Raw genomic sequence first — 13,348 nt, forward strand, 5'->3', positions numbered from 1 at the left:
GGGGGGGGGTTCTTTGGGGGGGGGGGTTTGGGGGGGGGGGGCGCTCACCGTCGGGGCCCACCGGGGGGGCCGGCCCAAACCCGGGGGCCGGGCCCCGGGTTTTGCGGCGGGCCCACACTCCGGAATCCCGTCGCATGCCCCGTACACCGACCGCTAGCGTGCGGGTATGAGCACACCCGAGACGACACCCGCCGCCGCCACCCCTTCCGAGGCCCACCCCCGCTTCGCCGAAGCTCTGCGCGAACTGGGCCTGGAGGTCGAGATCCGCCGCTTCCCGGAGGCCACCCGCACCGCCGCGGAGGCCGCCGCCGCGATCGGCTGCGAGCTCAGCGAGATCGTGAAGTCGCTGATCTTCGAGGCGGACGGCGTACCCGTCCTCGTCCTGATGGACGGCTCCTCCCGGGTGGACGTGGAGCTGGTGCGCCGCGAACTGTGCGCGGCGAAGGTCACCCGCCCCCGGGCCGACCTGGTGCGGGAGACCACCGGGTACGCGATCGGGGGCGTACCGCCCTTCGGTCACCGTACGAAGACCCGTGTGCTGGCCGACCGCGGCCTGCTCGACCACGCCGTGGTGTGGGCGGCGGCGGGCACCCCGTACACCGTCTTCCCCCTCGACCCGAAGACCCTGATCGGGCACGCGGGCGGCACCCTCGTGGACGTGCGCGAGCAGACGAAGTGACGCCGCTGGTCACGTTCGCGGTCCTGATGGCCGCGATCACCCACGCCAGCTGGAACGCGATCGCCCACGCCATCAAGGACCAGCTCCTCTCCTTCACCCTCATATCCGGGGGCGGCGTACTGATCGGAGCGCTCGCCGCGGGCTTCGTCCCGTTCCCGGCGGCGGCCGCGTGGCCGTATCTGATCGTCTCCGCCGCGCTGCACGTCGGCTACATGCTGCTGCTGATGCGCTCGTTCACGCTCGGCGACTTCGGTCAGATGTATCCGATCGCGCGCGGCTCGGCCCCGTTGGTGGTGACGGTCCTCGCGGCCGTCTTCGTCGGCGAGGTCCCGGACGGCTGGGCGACGGCGGGCGTCGCGGTCGCCTCCGCCGGACTGGTCGGGCTGGCCCTGTGGGGCATCCGGGGTTCGGGCAAGCGCCCGCACTGGCCGGCCCTGGCCGCCGCCGTGGCGACGGGCCTGGCGATCGCGGGCTACACGGTCGTCGACGGCGTGGGGGTACGGGCCTCCGGCACCCCGCTCGGCTACATCGCCTGGCTGATGATCCTGGAGGGCCTGACCATCCCCGCGTACGCGCTGTACCGGCACCGGGGACAACTGATCACCGAACTGCGGCCGTTCGCGGTACGGGGCCTGATCGGCGCGGCGCTCTCGGTGACGGCGTACGGCCTGGTCCTGTGGGCCCAGACGAAGGCGCCGCTCGCACCCATCGCGGCCCTGCGCGAGTCGTCGATCATCGTGGGCGCGGCGATAGGGACGCTGTTCTTCAAGGAACGGTTCGGTGCTCCGCGCATCGCGGCGGCCGGTCTGATGGTGGTCGGCATCGGGCTGATGCTGCACACGAGTTGAGGCCGGCCGCGGGGCTTCTGTCGGGCGTCGCCGTGCCGCCAGAAGCCCCGGACGACATCAGTGATAGATGTCGACGACGATCCGGTTGGGGCTCTTCAGGGTGAAGACCTGATACCTGGAATAGTCACCGAGCGACAGGCCGAATTGGACGTGTCCCTCGAATTCGAGCAGCGTCACCTCGACGCCCTTGAGAGAGGGCAGGGAAACCTGTTGCAGCAGGGGGCTGGTGTACCTCAGTTGCCCGCTGTCGTCATAACTGTGCGCCTGAGTAAGGTCGAGAAACAGGAAGTTCTTCCCGGGTGTCTGCAGATACCCGTCCTTGCCGCTGGGCGTGCCATAGCTGTTGTCGGTGGATACGCGATGGTCAATTATCGACAGGCCCTCTTCGCTCACGTCCAGAACGACGCGGTCGAAATCGGGGTGCGCTCCGATGCGGGCACCCAGGATGCAGGGCCATGAGCAAGCGGCGGCGCTCGCGGCGGCCGTTTCCTGCGTTTCCTTCGAGGTCTGCGCCTGGGCGCCCGGGGCTACGGCTACCAGGAGGGCGAGAGCGGCGGCACCGCAACCTGCGATTGTGGATATTCTTCTCATCGTCGTCTTTTCACCTTCGCTGCCTGCGCATAAAGGCCGGTGGGCGAATAGCGCGCGCGTGCGCGCCCGGCCGCGCTCACGGTACGCGTCGGGTGATGTCACGGCGGGGCCAATTCCCCTCACGGCCGGATGATGACCTTCGGCTCGTCACCGGCACACGTACAGGAGTGCGGGACTGAGCTGCAAAAACACCCCCGGCCTTCGGGGCGGGGACACGGGGAACAACGCATTCCGGGGACTGAGGAATGACCGATTCTCATTCCCCGCTCCACGGCCATGATCCGCGGACAGGCCCTAGTGCGCCGCCAGCCTCTCCACGAGACCGATCGCCCGGGCCAGCAACTCCCGCTCCTCGCCCGTCAATTCCGCCTCGATCGCCCGCGCAAGCCAGTCCGTCCTGCGCTCCCGCTCCTCCTCCAGCAGCGTCTGCCCCGCAGGGGAAAGCTCGACCAGGCTCTTGCGGCCGTCGGTCGGATGCGCCCGGCGCGTGATCAGCCCCTGCTCCATGAGCAGTCCGACGGCCCGGGCCATGGACTGCGGGCGCACCCGCTGATCGGCCGCCAGTTCGCTGGTCGTCATCGCACCGCTGCGATCCAGCGCACCGAGGACGGCCACCTGACCGAGCGGCATCTGGTCCTCGAGCTTCACGCGCCGCGTGAGCTTTCCCGTCGCGGTGCGCAGTTCGGCCGCGACGGCGGCGGATTCCGGAAGGGACATACCGAATTTTAACGCAGCACAGCTACACAGCAGAACTGCACAGCACAACTGCGCAGCATTGCTGTAGAGTGCTGGGCGCCGGGTCCAGCGCCACCGTCGCCGCAGCCGAACCCGGCACGCATGCGACAACGCGAAGGACTCCCATGACCGCGATCACCTCCGTCACCGGCCGCCGCGTCCTCGACAGCAGGGGCAACCCCACCGTCGAGGTGGACGTGGAACTGGCGGACGGATCCATCGGCCGGGCCGCAGTCCCCTCCGGCGCATCGACCGGCGCCCGCGAGGCCGTCGAACTCCGCGACGGCGACCCGGCCCGCTGGCACGGCAAGGGCGTCGACCAAGCGGTACGCCACGTCAACACGGAGCTCGCAGCCGCCGTCACCGGCCGCGAGGCCGAGGACCAGGCCGGCCTCGACGCCGCCCTCATCGCCACGGACGGCACCCCCACCAAGTCCAGGCTCGGCGCCAACGCGATCCTCGGGGTCTCCTTGGCCACCGCCAAGGCCGCAGCCGCCGCCCACCGTCTGCCGCTCTACCGCTACCTCGGCGGCTCCGACGCCCGGCTGCTGCCCGTACCGATGATGAACATCGTCAACGGGGGCGCGCACGCCGACAATCCCCTGGACTTCCAGGAGTTCATGATCGCCCCGATCGGCGCAGAGACCTTCGCCGAGGCCGTGCGGATGGGGTCCGAGATCTTCCACACCCTGCGCCGCGACCTCCTCGCCGCCGGGCACTCCACGGGCGTGGGCGACGAGGGCGGCTTCGCACCCGCCCTGCGTACCGCCGAAGAAGCCCTCGACTTCGTCGTCGCCGCCGTCGAGCGCACGGGATACCGGCCGGGGACGGACATCGGCCTGGTCATGGACCCGGCGTCGTCCGAGTTCTTCCGCGAGGGCGTCTACGACTACACCGGGGAAGGAGTACGGCGCACACCCGCCGAGCACGCCGACTACCTGGTCAAGCTGATCGACTCCTACCCCATCGTGTCGATCGAGGACCCGATGGCCGAGGACGACCTGACGGGGTGGCGGGACCTGACCGCACGGGTCGGTGCACGCTGCCAGCTCACCGGCGACGACGTGTTCTGCACGAACGAGACCATCCTGCGCGAGGGCATCGGCTCCGGCGTCGCCAACTCGGTCCTGGTCAAGGTCAATCAGATCGGCACCCTGACGGAGTCCCTGGCCACCGTCAACGCCGCCCACCGGGCGGGCTACACCGTCGTCATGTCACACCGCTCGGGAGAGACCGAGGACACCACGATCGCGGACCTGGCGGTGGCCACGGGCTGCGGGCAGATCAAGACCGGATCACTGTCCCGCTCCGACCGCACCGCCAAGTACAACCAGCTCATCCGTATCGAGGAGCAGTTGGGCGACAGCGCGCAGTACGCGGGCTCGGAGGCGCTGGGCCGCCGCGGCGGCGCGGTCTGATCGTGTGCGGCGGGCTGCTGGAGTGGGGCTCTCCGGATCACGTCCAGGGCTGCCTCGGGCGAGGTGTTGACCGTGTTGACGTTGAGGACGACCGTCTCGACCTTGTCCTGGACGGCCAGGATGCGCTCGGAGTCGATGCCGGTGTCAGAGTCCCTCTTCAGCTCAGGCGTGGGTGGCCTCCTCCGGGGTGTCGACCAGGGTGACCGACGGGTCGGACTCGCGGAGCAGCTCGCGCAGTGCCGCCGTCTGCGTCGCGGAGCCGGACATCTCGGCGGGGCAGCGGCCGTGACAGCCGTTCGGAACTCGGTCTTCCTGGGTGTGTTCCTCGCCGTGGCAGCCCATCCCAAGGTGCCTTTCACCGTTGTTGAACTGGCAGGTCGTGGCATCACCGCAGACGCGACTACGACTCGTTGGGTGCTGGAGGTCGGGAAGCCCTCCCTGGACGGCTTCACCCTGACCGACAAGCTCATCGATCTCGGCGAGCGGGAAGACCAGCTCGTCGACCTGTGGCAGGCGTATGGAAGCGGCGAGGTCGACGCTGAGGCATTCGAGAGCCGACTGGCGGCGATTGTCGCAGCCATGGAGAAGTGGCCGTCGGTCCCCGAGGGGCTGGTGGAGGACTTCTCAAGCCGCCTTCGCGGGGTACTGAGTCCAGGTTCGGACCGGTGAGTCCGGGGCGATGGCAGCGGGCCGACGTCGGCACCGTTGAGCCCCAGCCGGATCCCGGCGTTGATCGGGTGCGGGGCGCGATTGGTTGGAGGTCAGCGCCCGCAGTACGAAACGAAGCCACTGATCATCGGCGCCGGACCCCTCTACGCGCGGACGTCGCTCACCTCGCGGGGTGCCGTGTCGAGGACGGCGTCCAGTATTCGCCGTGAACTCTCGAGTTGGGTGATCGCATCGGTGATACGCGTGCGTTCGCGCCGTAGCTCCCCGATGAAGGTGGGGCAGCCGGACGGCACCCTCAGTTCGGCCTTGTCGCGCACACAGTGCACGAGCTTGGCGATGACCGCGGTGGAGAGCCCGGCGGCGAGCATGGCCCGGATGTTGCGCACCCCTGCGACGTCGGCCTCGGCGTACTCGCGGTAGCCGTTGTCCAACCGGACCGGGCTGAGCAGACCCTGCTCCTCGTAATAGCGCAACAGCCTCCGGCTGACGCCGGTTTCGCGGGCCAGGTCGCCGATTCGCATCCGGTCTTCTCCTTGACCTTCACATAGATGTGACGCCTTACCGTCCCCAGTGTCGCTGATCGTGAGTGAAGGAGCCGGAGATGCCGGGTGCAGTGATCATTGGTGCGGGGCCGGGGATCGGGCAGGCAGTCGCCTGCCGGTTCGCGAGGGAGGGGCTGCCGATCACGCTGATCGCCAGGGGCGGGCGGACGCTGCGCGCCGTGGCGGGCGCGGTCGCTTCCCATGGCGTTCCGGTCGTCACGCTGGAGGCCGACAGCACCGACCGGGCCGCGTTGGACGCGGCCCTGGACCAGGCCGTCGACAAGCACGGCGTGCCGGACGTCGCCGTGTACAACGCCGCGCTCATCCGCGCGGACGAGCTGGGCGAGTTGTCGGTACGCGACCACATGGAGGCATGGGCGGTCAACGTGGTCGGCGCGCTCAACGCCGCGGCACACCTCGCGCCGGCGATGGCTAAGCGCGGGAGCGGAACGTTCCTCGTCACGGGCGGTATGCCGGAGCCCAAGCCGCAGTACGTGAGCCTCTCCTTGGGCAAGGCGGGCGTCCGGACCCTGGTCGCGCTGCTCGACCAGCAGTACGGCTCCTCCGGAGTGCACGTGGCGAGCATCACCGTGGACGGCCCGGTCGCCCCCGGCACCGACTTCGACCCCGACGACATCGCCGAGCACTACTGGCAGTTGCACACACAGCCGCGCCACCTTTGGGACCGCGAGACGCTGTACGCAGGCCGCTCGTGACCGACGAGAACAGGCCAATGACACATGCCGGTTGCACTAAACAGATTCCGCGCGTGCTCCATCAAATGTGGTGAACCCCGCAGCTCAGAAGGGTGATACGCCCGGATCGCCCCCGATGATGGCGTCGTCCCGCCCGCTCTTTTCTGAAGGAGTACGACCATGTCCGAGACGACCGAGCCCAACGTAGGTTCGTTCACCCTCGGCGGTGCGCCGACCGCCGAACCCGCCGGGTCGATCCAGGTGCCGGAGCACGAGGAGTGGCCCCTGCCGAACGGCTTCGCCTGGGTCTTCCCCGCCGAGGGAAACCACGGCGGCCTCGTCCGGCCCGTGATCATGGCCGACGGTTTCAACCTCGGCCGGAGCAAGCTCGATGAGCTCTACCACGGGCTGGAGAGCGGCGACTTCCCGTTCATCAGCGAGCTGCGCCGGCGCGGCAGGGACGTGATCCTGCTCGGCTTCGAGGAGCGCAGCGCGTCGATCCTGGACAACGCGCGCGCGGTCGAGGCCGCCATCATGCGGGCCATCGCCGAGAAGCTGGGCGACACCCGCCTGGTCGTCGGCGGCTTCAGCATGGGCGGCATCGTCACCCGCTACGCACTCGCCCATATGGAGAGGCAGCGGATGGACCACCAGACCGGGCTGTACTTCTCCTACGACAGCCCCCACCGGGGTGCTTCCATCCCGGTCGGCGTGCAGGCGTTCTCGCACTTCATCCCGTTCCCGAACGACTTCGGGAAGCAGATGGACAGCCCGGCAGCACGCCAGATGCTGTGGCAGCACTACGACAAGGACACCGAGAAGATCGGCGTCGCCCCGGAGCGCACGGAGTTTCTGGCCGCTCTGGACCGGGTCGGCGGCTGGCCGCAGATTCCCATGAAGATCGGCGTGGCCAACGGCCGGGCCGACGGGGTCGGCCTGCCGGAGGTGAGGCCCGGCGACGTCACGCTGCGCATCGACCGGATCTACCCGGGCACCACCTTCTACGCCCAGGCCCAGGGCGACGAAGTGACGGCCGCCTATCTGAACCGCAGGTTCCCCAAGGCCGACAAGACCATCACCACCAGCGGCTTCCCGGAACTGGACGGCGCACCGGGCGGAACCCTGCACACGTACAAGATCCTCGCCGACACGATGGAGAAGCTCGGAGGCAAGGCGGACCTGCGGCACGCCAACGTGTGCTTCGTCCCCACCATCAGCGCGGTCGCCGTGCGCGACATCGGGAAGCAGGACGACCTGTACCTGAACATCGTCGAAGCCGGCCCGGGCGAGAGCGAGCTGGACGACTTCATCTGTTCGTCCACGACCACCGCGCACACGGCCATCACCGAGGAGCTGTGCACCTGGATCATGGACAGGCTCCACGACTGAGCTCGAAGCTACTCCTCCGAAGTCGCCTGGCGGAACGCCGTGTTCACCGCCATCAGGCCGCCGTCCACCCGCAGGGTCGTTCCCGTGATCCAGGCCGCGTCGCGGGAGGCAAGAAAGGCGACCGCTGCCGCGATGTCGTCCGGTTCACCTACTCGGCCCAGGGGGTAGAGCGAGCTCATCGCGTCCAGTTGGGCTTCCCGGCCCGCCCAGGCGTCCGTGCGGACCGTGCCCGGCACGACCAGGTTGACGCGGACGCCTCGGGGGGCCGCGTGGCCTGCCAGGGTACGGGTCAGGCCGGCCAGGCCCGCCTTCGCGGCGCTGTAGGCGTGGCCACCGAAGTCCTGTTCGCCGTTGACCGAGCCGATGCTGACGATCGCGCCCCGGCCGGAGGCCACCAGGTGGGGCAGTGCGGCGCGGGAGCAGCGGAAGGGGCCCGACAGGGTGATGTCCAGGTCGCGTTGCCAGACCTCGTCCGTCTCGTCCTCGAAGAGCGGGACGTCCATGCCGGCCGAGTAGGCGTTGTTGACCAGGACGTCCAGGCCGCCGAAGGTGGCGACCGCGTGGGCCACGGCCGCCTCGACGGCATGACGGTCACCCACGTCGCAGGGGAGGGAATCGGCCCGGCCGCCTGATGTGCGTATCTCCGCCGCTGTGCGTTCGGCCCGGGTGGCGTCCAGGTCCGTGACCAGGACGGCGGCGCCTTCCGCGGCCAGGCGGCGGGCCGTTGCGGCGCCGATGCCCTGGCCCGCTCCCGTGATGAGTACGGAGTAGCCCTCGAAGCGTGCCGATGCCGGGGAGAGAGAGGAGGAAGGGAAGGGAGCGGTGGGAGGAGTCATAGCGCCGAACGTACTGCTCTGACCAGTGCCTGGGCACGGGGGTCGGCGGTAACTCCCTTCTGCAGACCGTTCGTCACATAGCCGAGGGCAATGCCCGATTCGGGGTCCGCGAAGCCCAGCGAGCCGCCGCGTCCGGGGTGGCCGAAGGAGCCGGGGGCCAGGAGCGGGGCGGCCGGGCCGTGCAGCATGAAGCCGAGGCCGAAGCGGGTGCTGACGACCAGGACCCGGTCCGGGCCCGCGGACTCCTCGGTGCGGGCCAGGGTGAGCGTGGCCGGTGCGAACAGGCGGTGGCCGTCGACCTCGCCGATCATCGCCGCGTAGCAGCGGGCGAGGCCGCGGGCGGTGGCGATGCCGTTGGACGCGGGGAGTTCGGCCGCGCGGTAGGCGGCGTCGTTCTCGTCGGGGAAGGGGTCGATCGCCCCGAACGCGCGGCGGGTGAGGGATTCCGGGTCGCGGTAGGCCTCGACGACCGAGCGCTTGGGGCGTATCCGGAGGGCGCCGCTGTTGTCCGCGGCCGCCGGGGGTTCCACCGGGCCGATCCGGCCGACCCGGTGGGCCTCGTCCGCCGGGAGGCCGAACCAGAAGTCCAGGCCGAGGGGGCGGGCGATCTCCTCCGCGATCCAGCGGCCGACGGTGCGCCCGGTGACCCGGCGCACCAGCTCGCCGACCAGCCAGCTGTACGTCTGGGCGTGGTAGCCGTGGTCGGTGCCCGGCTGCCACTGCGGGTGCTGGGCGGCGACGGCCCGGGGACCGGAGGTGCCGTCGGCCGCCTCGGCGGGAGTCAGGGGGCGGTCGAGTGCGGGGACTCCGGCCCGGTGGGCGAGGAGGTGGCGTACGAGGACGCGTTCCTTGCCGTTGGCCTTGAACTCCGGCCAGTACGTGCCGACCGGGGCGTCCAGGTCGAGCTGGCCGCGCTGGTGCAGCAGCAGCGGTACGGCGGTGGCGATGCCCTTGCCCGCCGAGCGGACGATCTGCACGGTGTCGACGGCCCAGGGTTCGAGCCCGTCGACGTCTCGCGTACCGGCCCACAGGTCGACGACCTTGCGGCCGTGCCGGTAGACGGCGACCGCGGCCCCGCGCTCACCCCGCTGCTCGAAGTTGCGGACGAAAGCGTCCCTTACCGGTTCGAACCCGGGCGACACCGTGCCCCGTACATCCACGCCTGTTCCCGCACTCCCGCTCATCCCCCCATGGTGCATCGCGCCGCAGGTGAACGGTGTGCCGGGGCCGTGGACAAGATGTTTCGTCAGCCCTCGCCCGGGTGCTCCAGGCGGGCAGTCAGCCGGTGCAGTTCGGTGCGCAGCCGAGCTACTTCGGCGGAAGCCATCCCTGCGGCGTCCAGCAGCTCGCCGGGTACGCAGGCCGCCCGCTCGCGCAGCGCCGCGCCCTCGCCGGTCGGTTCGACGAGTACGGAGCGTTCGTCGGCGGGCGAGCGGACGCGGCGTACGAGACCGGCGCCTTCGAGCCGTTTCAGGAGGGGGGACAGGGTCCCGTAGTCGAGGTGGAGGGAGCGCGCCAGTTCCTTGACGGGCAGTTCACCGCGCTCCCACAGGACCAGCATCACGAGGTACTGCGGATAGGTGAGGCCGAGTTCGTCGAGCAGTGGCCGGTAGGCGGCGGTGACGGCTCGCTGGGCCGCGTACAGCGCGAAGCACAGCTGGTCGTCGAGGAGGAGCGAGGGCGCCGGCGGGTGGGGGCCGCGCGCGGCGGTGGCGGGAGCGTCCTGGGTCACGCGCCCATTGTCACGGAGCGGGGGTCGAAGCCGAACGGCAGCTCCAGCCTGTGGGCGCGCATCAGGTCCTCGTCGCCGAGCAGTTCCTGGGTGCGGTCGTCGGCGGCGATGACGCCGTCGCTGAGGATGACGGCGCGCGGGCAGAGTTCCAGGGCGTACGGGAGGTCGTGGGTGACCATCAGCACGGTGACGTCGAGGGAGCGCAGGATGTCGGCGAGTTCGCGGCGCGAGGCCGGGTCCAGGTTGGACGAGGGCTCGTCCAGGACGAGGATCTCCGGCTCCATGGCGAGGACGGTGGCGACGGCGACACGGCGGCGCTGGCCGAAGGAGAGGTGGTGCGGGGGGCGGTTCGCGTACTCCTCCATGCCGACCTGCTTGAGGGCGGTGTGGACGCGCTCCTCCAGTTCGGGGCCGCGCAGCCCGGAGGCGGCGGGGCCGAAGGCGACGTCCTCGCGGACGGTCGGCATGAAGAGCTGGTCGTCGGGGTCCTGGAAGACGATGCCGACGCGGCGGCGGATCTCGGCGAGGTTGCGCTTCTCGACGGGGAGCCCGGCGACGCGCACGGTGCCCGCGCCCGCGTCGAGGATGCCGTTGAGGTGGAGGACGAGGGTGGTCTTGCCCGCGCCGTTGGGGCCGAGGAGCGCGACGCGTTCGCCGCGTTCCACGGTCAGGTCGACGCCGAAGAGAGCCTGGTGGCCGTCGGGGTAGGCGTAGGCGAGGCCGCTGACTTCGAGAGATGCGGGGGGCAGGGTCATACGGTCCATCCCAGGAGACATACGGAGAGGGCCAGCAGGGGGAGTGCGGCGGCGTACGCCCACTGGGTGCGGGAGGCCGTCACCTCGTCGATGACCGGCATGGTTCCGGTGTAGCCGCGGCTGACCATCGCGAGATGGACGCGTTCGCCGCGTTCGTAACTGCGGATGAAGAGCGCGCCCGCCGACTTGGCGAGGACACCCCACTGGCGTACGCCCCGGGCCTCGAAGCCGCGGGAGCGGCGGGCGATCGACATCCGGCGCATCTCGCCGGTGATCACATCCCCGTAGCGGATCATGAACGAGGCGATCTGGACGAGCAGCGGCGGCAGCTTCAGCCTCTGGAGGCCGAGCAGCAGGGAGCGCAGCTCGGTGGTGGAGGCGAGGATGACGGACGCGGCGACGCCGAGGGTGCCCTTGGCGAGGACGTTCCAGGCGCCCCAGAGACCGGGGACGCTGACGGAGACGCCGAGGATCTCGGTCTGCTCACCGGGGACCACGAACGGCATGAGCAGGGCGAAGGCCACGAACGGCACCTCGATGACCAGCCGCTTCAGCAGGAATCCGGCCGGGATGCGGGCCACCGCGGCGACTGCGGCGAGCAGCACGGCGTAGAGCGCGAAGGCCCAGACCGCCTCGCGGGGTGTGGAGACCACGACGAGCACGAAGCCGAAGACCGCGGCGAGCTTGCAGTGCGGCGGCAGGTCGTGCACGGGCGAGTGCCCGTGGCGGTAGAGCTTGTGGGCGTGGCCGGCGCCCATGTCAGACGGATTCCGTGACGTCGGTGGGGGCCTTCTCGTCGGTACGGCGGCGGCGGACCGTCCAGAAGATGCCGCTGCCGACGGCCACCGTGGCGCCGACGCCGATCACTCCGGCGAGGCCGCCCGAGAGGCGGGCGTCGGTGACGTCCTTGACGCCGTAGTCGGCGAGCGGGGAGTCCGCGGCGGCGTGCTCCTCGGCCTTGGCGTCGATGCCCTTGTCGGCGGCGACCTTCTCCAGGCCGTCGGGGCTGGCGGAGGCGTAGAAGGAGACGAAGCCCGCGAGGACGAACGCGGTGACCAGGCCGGTGGCCCAGACCTTGCGGGTGGAGCGGGCGGCTACCGGGGCAGGGGTGGGGGTGGTGACCGGGGCGTCGACCAGTTTGCCGCCGACGCGGAGCTTGAGGGGGGTGGCGAGGCCGCGGACCCCGTGGACCAGGTCCGGGCGGACTGCGATCACGGCGCCGACGGTCAGCGCGGTGATGACGGCCTCGCCGATCCCGATCAGCGTGTGGACGCCGACCATCGCGGTGAGGACCTTGCCGATGGGGATGTCGGTGGTGCCGCCGACCGCGTAGATCAGGGTGAAGGCGCCGGCCGCGGCGGGTACGGAGACCAGCGCGGCGACGAAGGCCGCGGCGGTCGCGGAGCGGCGGGTGCGCGGGAGTATGCCGGTCAGTCCGCGGAACAGGGCGTACGCGACGACGGTGGTGATCACGCCCATCACCGTGATGTTCACGCCGAGTGCGGTGAGGCCGCCGTCGGCGAAGAGGATGCCCTGCATGAGGAGGACCATTGAGATACAGAGGACGCCGGTGTAGGGGCCGACGAGGATCGCTGCCAGCGCCCCGCCCAGGAGATGGCCGCTGGTACCGGCGGCGACGGGGAAGTTCAGCATCTGTACGGCGAAGATGAAGGCGGCGACGAGTCCGGCCAGTGGGGCCGTGCGTTCGTCGAGTTCTCGTCGGGCGCCACGGAGGCTGACGGCGACCGCGCCTGCGGCGACGACTCCCGCGACTGCCGAGACGGGTGCGTCGATGAATCCGTCGGGTACATGCATGGGAGGCTCCGCTTTCCTGCGTTCCTGGGGCGGGGTCAGAACCCACCAATGATAGAGCCTTGTTGCGCATCGCTTGCAAGAGCGGGTCTGTCACAACTACGCAGGCCCTCGCCAGGGTGCCCCTGGCGCAAAATATGGGACATTAGAGTGCAAAGCGCTACAAACAGGAGGAGCCGGCCCATGTCCCCCGTGATCGAAGAACACGCACGAGCCCGGCTCATCACCGACGGCCCCCTCACCCGCCCCGTCCCCGTCGACTTTCGGTACGACCCCGCCGACGAATCACCGACCGTCCACGTGAGCTTCGCCAGTGGGACGGACTGGGCGGTCGGCCGCGACCTGCTGGAGAGCGGACTCCGCTTCCCCACCGAACGCGGGAATGTGCGGGTCTGGCCCTGCGGACGCGCCCAGCTCATCGTGGAACTGCACTCGGCCGAGGGTGTCGAGGTGTTCCAGATCGACAACGCGCCGCTGATCCGCTTCCTGCACCGGACGTACGAGGTGACCGCGGCCCCTGCATGACGGAAGCATGATGGGAACATGACGGAAGCCCCCGTGCCGCTCGCACGGGGGCTTCCTGTCGCCCCGGTCCCCCGTCCCCACAGGTAACCGGTGCCGCCGGGGGCCGCGCTCCGCTCAAACGC

At 70.2% G+C, this 13,348-nt stretch carries 15 protein-coding genes and 1 pseudogene; 7 read left to right on the top strand and 9 right to left on the bottom strand.

Going from position 1 to position 13,348, the window contains the following annotated elements; all coding sequences use genetic code 11:
• Positions 1 to 166: 166 nt before the first annotated feature.
• Together ACWGO0_RS28035 and ACWGO0_RS28040 are read left to right on the top strand one after the other, a co-directional pair.
• Complete coding sequence (locus tag ACWGO0_RS28035) at positions 167 to 679, top strand: YbaK/EbsC family protein (protein ID WP_453540815.1); 513 nt, start codon at positions 167 to 169, stop codon at positions 677 to 679.
• The gene (locus ACWGO0_RS28040; protein WP_453540818.1) at positions 676 to 1,527 is read left to right on the top strand and encodes an EamA family transporter; all 852 of its coding nucleotides are present in this window, start codon (positions 676 to 678) and stop codon (positions 1,525 to 1,527) included. Before ACWGO0_RS28035 ends, ACWGO0_RS28040 begins: the two co-directional genes overlap by 4 nt.
• A gap of 57 nt (positions 1,528 to 1,584) precedes the next feature.
• Here ACWGO0_RS28040 and ACWGO0_RS28045 read toward each other — a convergent pair whose 3' ends face one another.
• Complete coding sequence (locus ACWGO0_RS28045; RefSeq protein WP_453540821.1) at positions 1,585 to 2,220, bottom strand: AMIN-like domain-containing (lipo)protein; 636 nt, start codon at positions 2,218 to 2,220, stop codon at positions 1,585 to 1,587.
• Between the two features lie 192 nt (positions 2,221 to 2,412).
• Complete coding sequence (locus ACWGO0_RS28050) at positions 2,413 to 2,835, bottom strand: MarR family winged helix-turn-helix transcriptional regulator (RefSeq protein ID WP_453540824.1); 423 nt, start codon at positions 2,833 to 2,835, stop codon at positions 2,413 to 2,415.
• A 143-nt stretch (positions 2,836 to 2,978) separates the two neighbouring features.
• Between ACWGO0_RS28050 and eno the strand changes: the two genes are divergently transcribed.
• Entirely contained in the window at positions 2,979 to 4,271 is a 1,293-nt protein-coding gene (gene eno / locus ACWGO0_RS28055; RefSeq protein ID WP_453540827.1) for a phosphopyruvate hydratase, read from the top strand.
• Positions 4,272 to 4,556: 285 nt separating this feature from the next.
• A complete protein-coding gene (locus ACWGO0_RS28060; RefSeq protein ID WP_453540830.1) occupies positions 4,557 to 4,940 on the top strand; it encodes a hypothetical protein in 384 nt (127 codons plus the stop codon).
• A 143-nt stretch (positions 4,941 to 5,083) separates the two neighbouring features.
• Here ACWGO0_RS28060 and ACWGO0_RS28065 read toward each other — a convergent pair whose 3' ends face one another.
• On the bottom strand, positions 5,084 to 5,461 hold the full coding sequence (locus ACWGO0_RS28065) for a MerR family transcriptional regulator (RefSeq protein ID WP_453540833.1): 378 nt from the start codon (positions 5,459 to 5,461) through the stop codon (positions 5,084 to 5,086).
• Positions 5,462 to 5,541: 80 nt separating this feature from the next.
• Here ACWGO0_RS28065 and ACWGO0_RS28070 point away from each other — a divergent pair, with 80 nt between their 5' ends.
• Together ACWGO0_RS28070 and ACWGO0_RS28075 are read left to right on the top strand one after the other, a co-directional pair.
• Complete coding sequence (locus ACWGO0_RS28070) at positions 5,542 to 6,198, top strand: SDR family NAD(P)-dependent oxidoreductase (protein WP_453540836.1); 657 nt, start codon at positions 5,542 to 5,544, stop codon at positions 6,196 to 6,198.
• A 159-nt stretch (positions 6,199 to 6,357) separates the two neighbouring features.
• Positions 6,358 to 7,566: an esterase/lipase family protein gene (locus tag ACWGO0_RS28075; protein WP_453540839.1), complete on the top strand. Its 1,209-nt coding sequence runs from the start codon at positions 6,358 to 6,360 to the stop codon at positions 7,564 to 7,566.
• An 8-nt stretch (positions 7,567 to 7,574) separates the two neighbouring features.
• Here ACWGO0_RS28075 and ACWGO0_RS28080 read toward each other — a convergent pair whose 3' ends face one another.
• The 6 genes from ACWGO0_RS28080 to ACWGO0_RS28105 all read right to left on the bottom strand — a co-directional run bounded on the left by ACWGO0_RS28080 (position 7,575) and on the right by ACWGO0_RS28105 (position 12,704).
• A complete protein-coding gene (locus ACWGO0_RS28080; protein ID WP_453540842.1) occupies positions 7,575 to 8,402 on the bottom strand; it encodes an SDR family NAD(P)-dependent oxidoreductase in 828 nt (275 codons plus the stop codon).
• Positions 8,399 to 9,562 (bottom strand): serine hydrolase domain-containing protein, encoded by a 1,164-nt coding sequence (locus ACWGO0_RS28085; RefSeq protein ID WP_453540861.1) that lies wholly within the window; start codon positions 9,560 to 9,562, stop codon positions 8,399 to 8,401. The genes ACWGO0_RS28080 and ACWGO0_RS28085 overlap by 4 nt, the downstream gene beginning before the upstream one ends.
• Positions 9,563 to 9,648: 86 nt before the next feature.
• The gene (locus ACWGO0_RS28090) at positions 9,649 to 10,134 is read right to left on the bottom strand and encodes a MarR family winged helix-turn-helix transcriptional regulator (protein WP_453540845.1); all 486 of its coding nucleotides are present in this window, start codon (positions 10,132 to 10,134) and stop codon (positions 9,649 to 9,651) included.
• Positions 10,131 to 10,889 carry an energy-coupling factor ABC transporter ATP-binding protein gene (locus tag ACWGO0_RS28095; RefSeq protein ID WP_453540848.1) on the bottom strand — a complete coding sequence of 253 codons (759 nt, stop codon included), beginning with the start codon at positions 10,887 to 10,889 and terminating at the stop codon, positions 10,131 to 10,133. Before ACWGO0_RS28095 ends, ACWGO0_RS28090 begins: the two co-directional genes overlap by 4 nt.
• Positions 10,886 to 11,647: a cobalt ECF transporter T component CbiQ gene (cbiQ, locus tag ACWGO0_RS28100; RefSeq protein WP_453540851.1), complete on the bottom strand. Its 762-nt coding sequence runs from the start codon at positions 11,645 to 11,647 to the stop codon at positions 10,886 to 10,888. The genes ACWGO0_RS28095 and cbiQ overlap by 4 nt, the downstream gene beginning before the upstream one ends.
• Before the next feature lies 1 nt (position 11,648).
• Positions 11,649 to 12,704, bottom strand: coding sequence for an energy-coupling factor ABC transporter permease (locus ACWGO0_RS28105; protein ID WP_453540853.1), 1,056 nt, complete (start codon positions 12,702 to 12,704; stop codon positions 11,649 to 11,651).
• Positions 12,705 to 12,884: 180 nt separating this feature from the next.
• Between ACWGO0_RS28105 and ACWGO0_RS28110 the strand changes: the two are divergent.
• Positions 12,885 to 13,217 (top strand): annotated as a pseudogene (locus ACWGO0_RS28110) (SsgA family sporulation/cell division regulator); the annotation flags it as partial.
• Positions 13,218 to 13,348: the final 131 nt, after the last annotated feature.

The sequence above is a fragment of the Streptomyces sp. NPDC055749 genome (genome assembly GCF_053617235.1).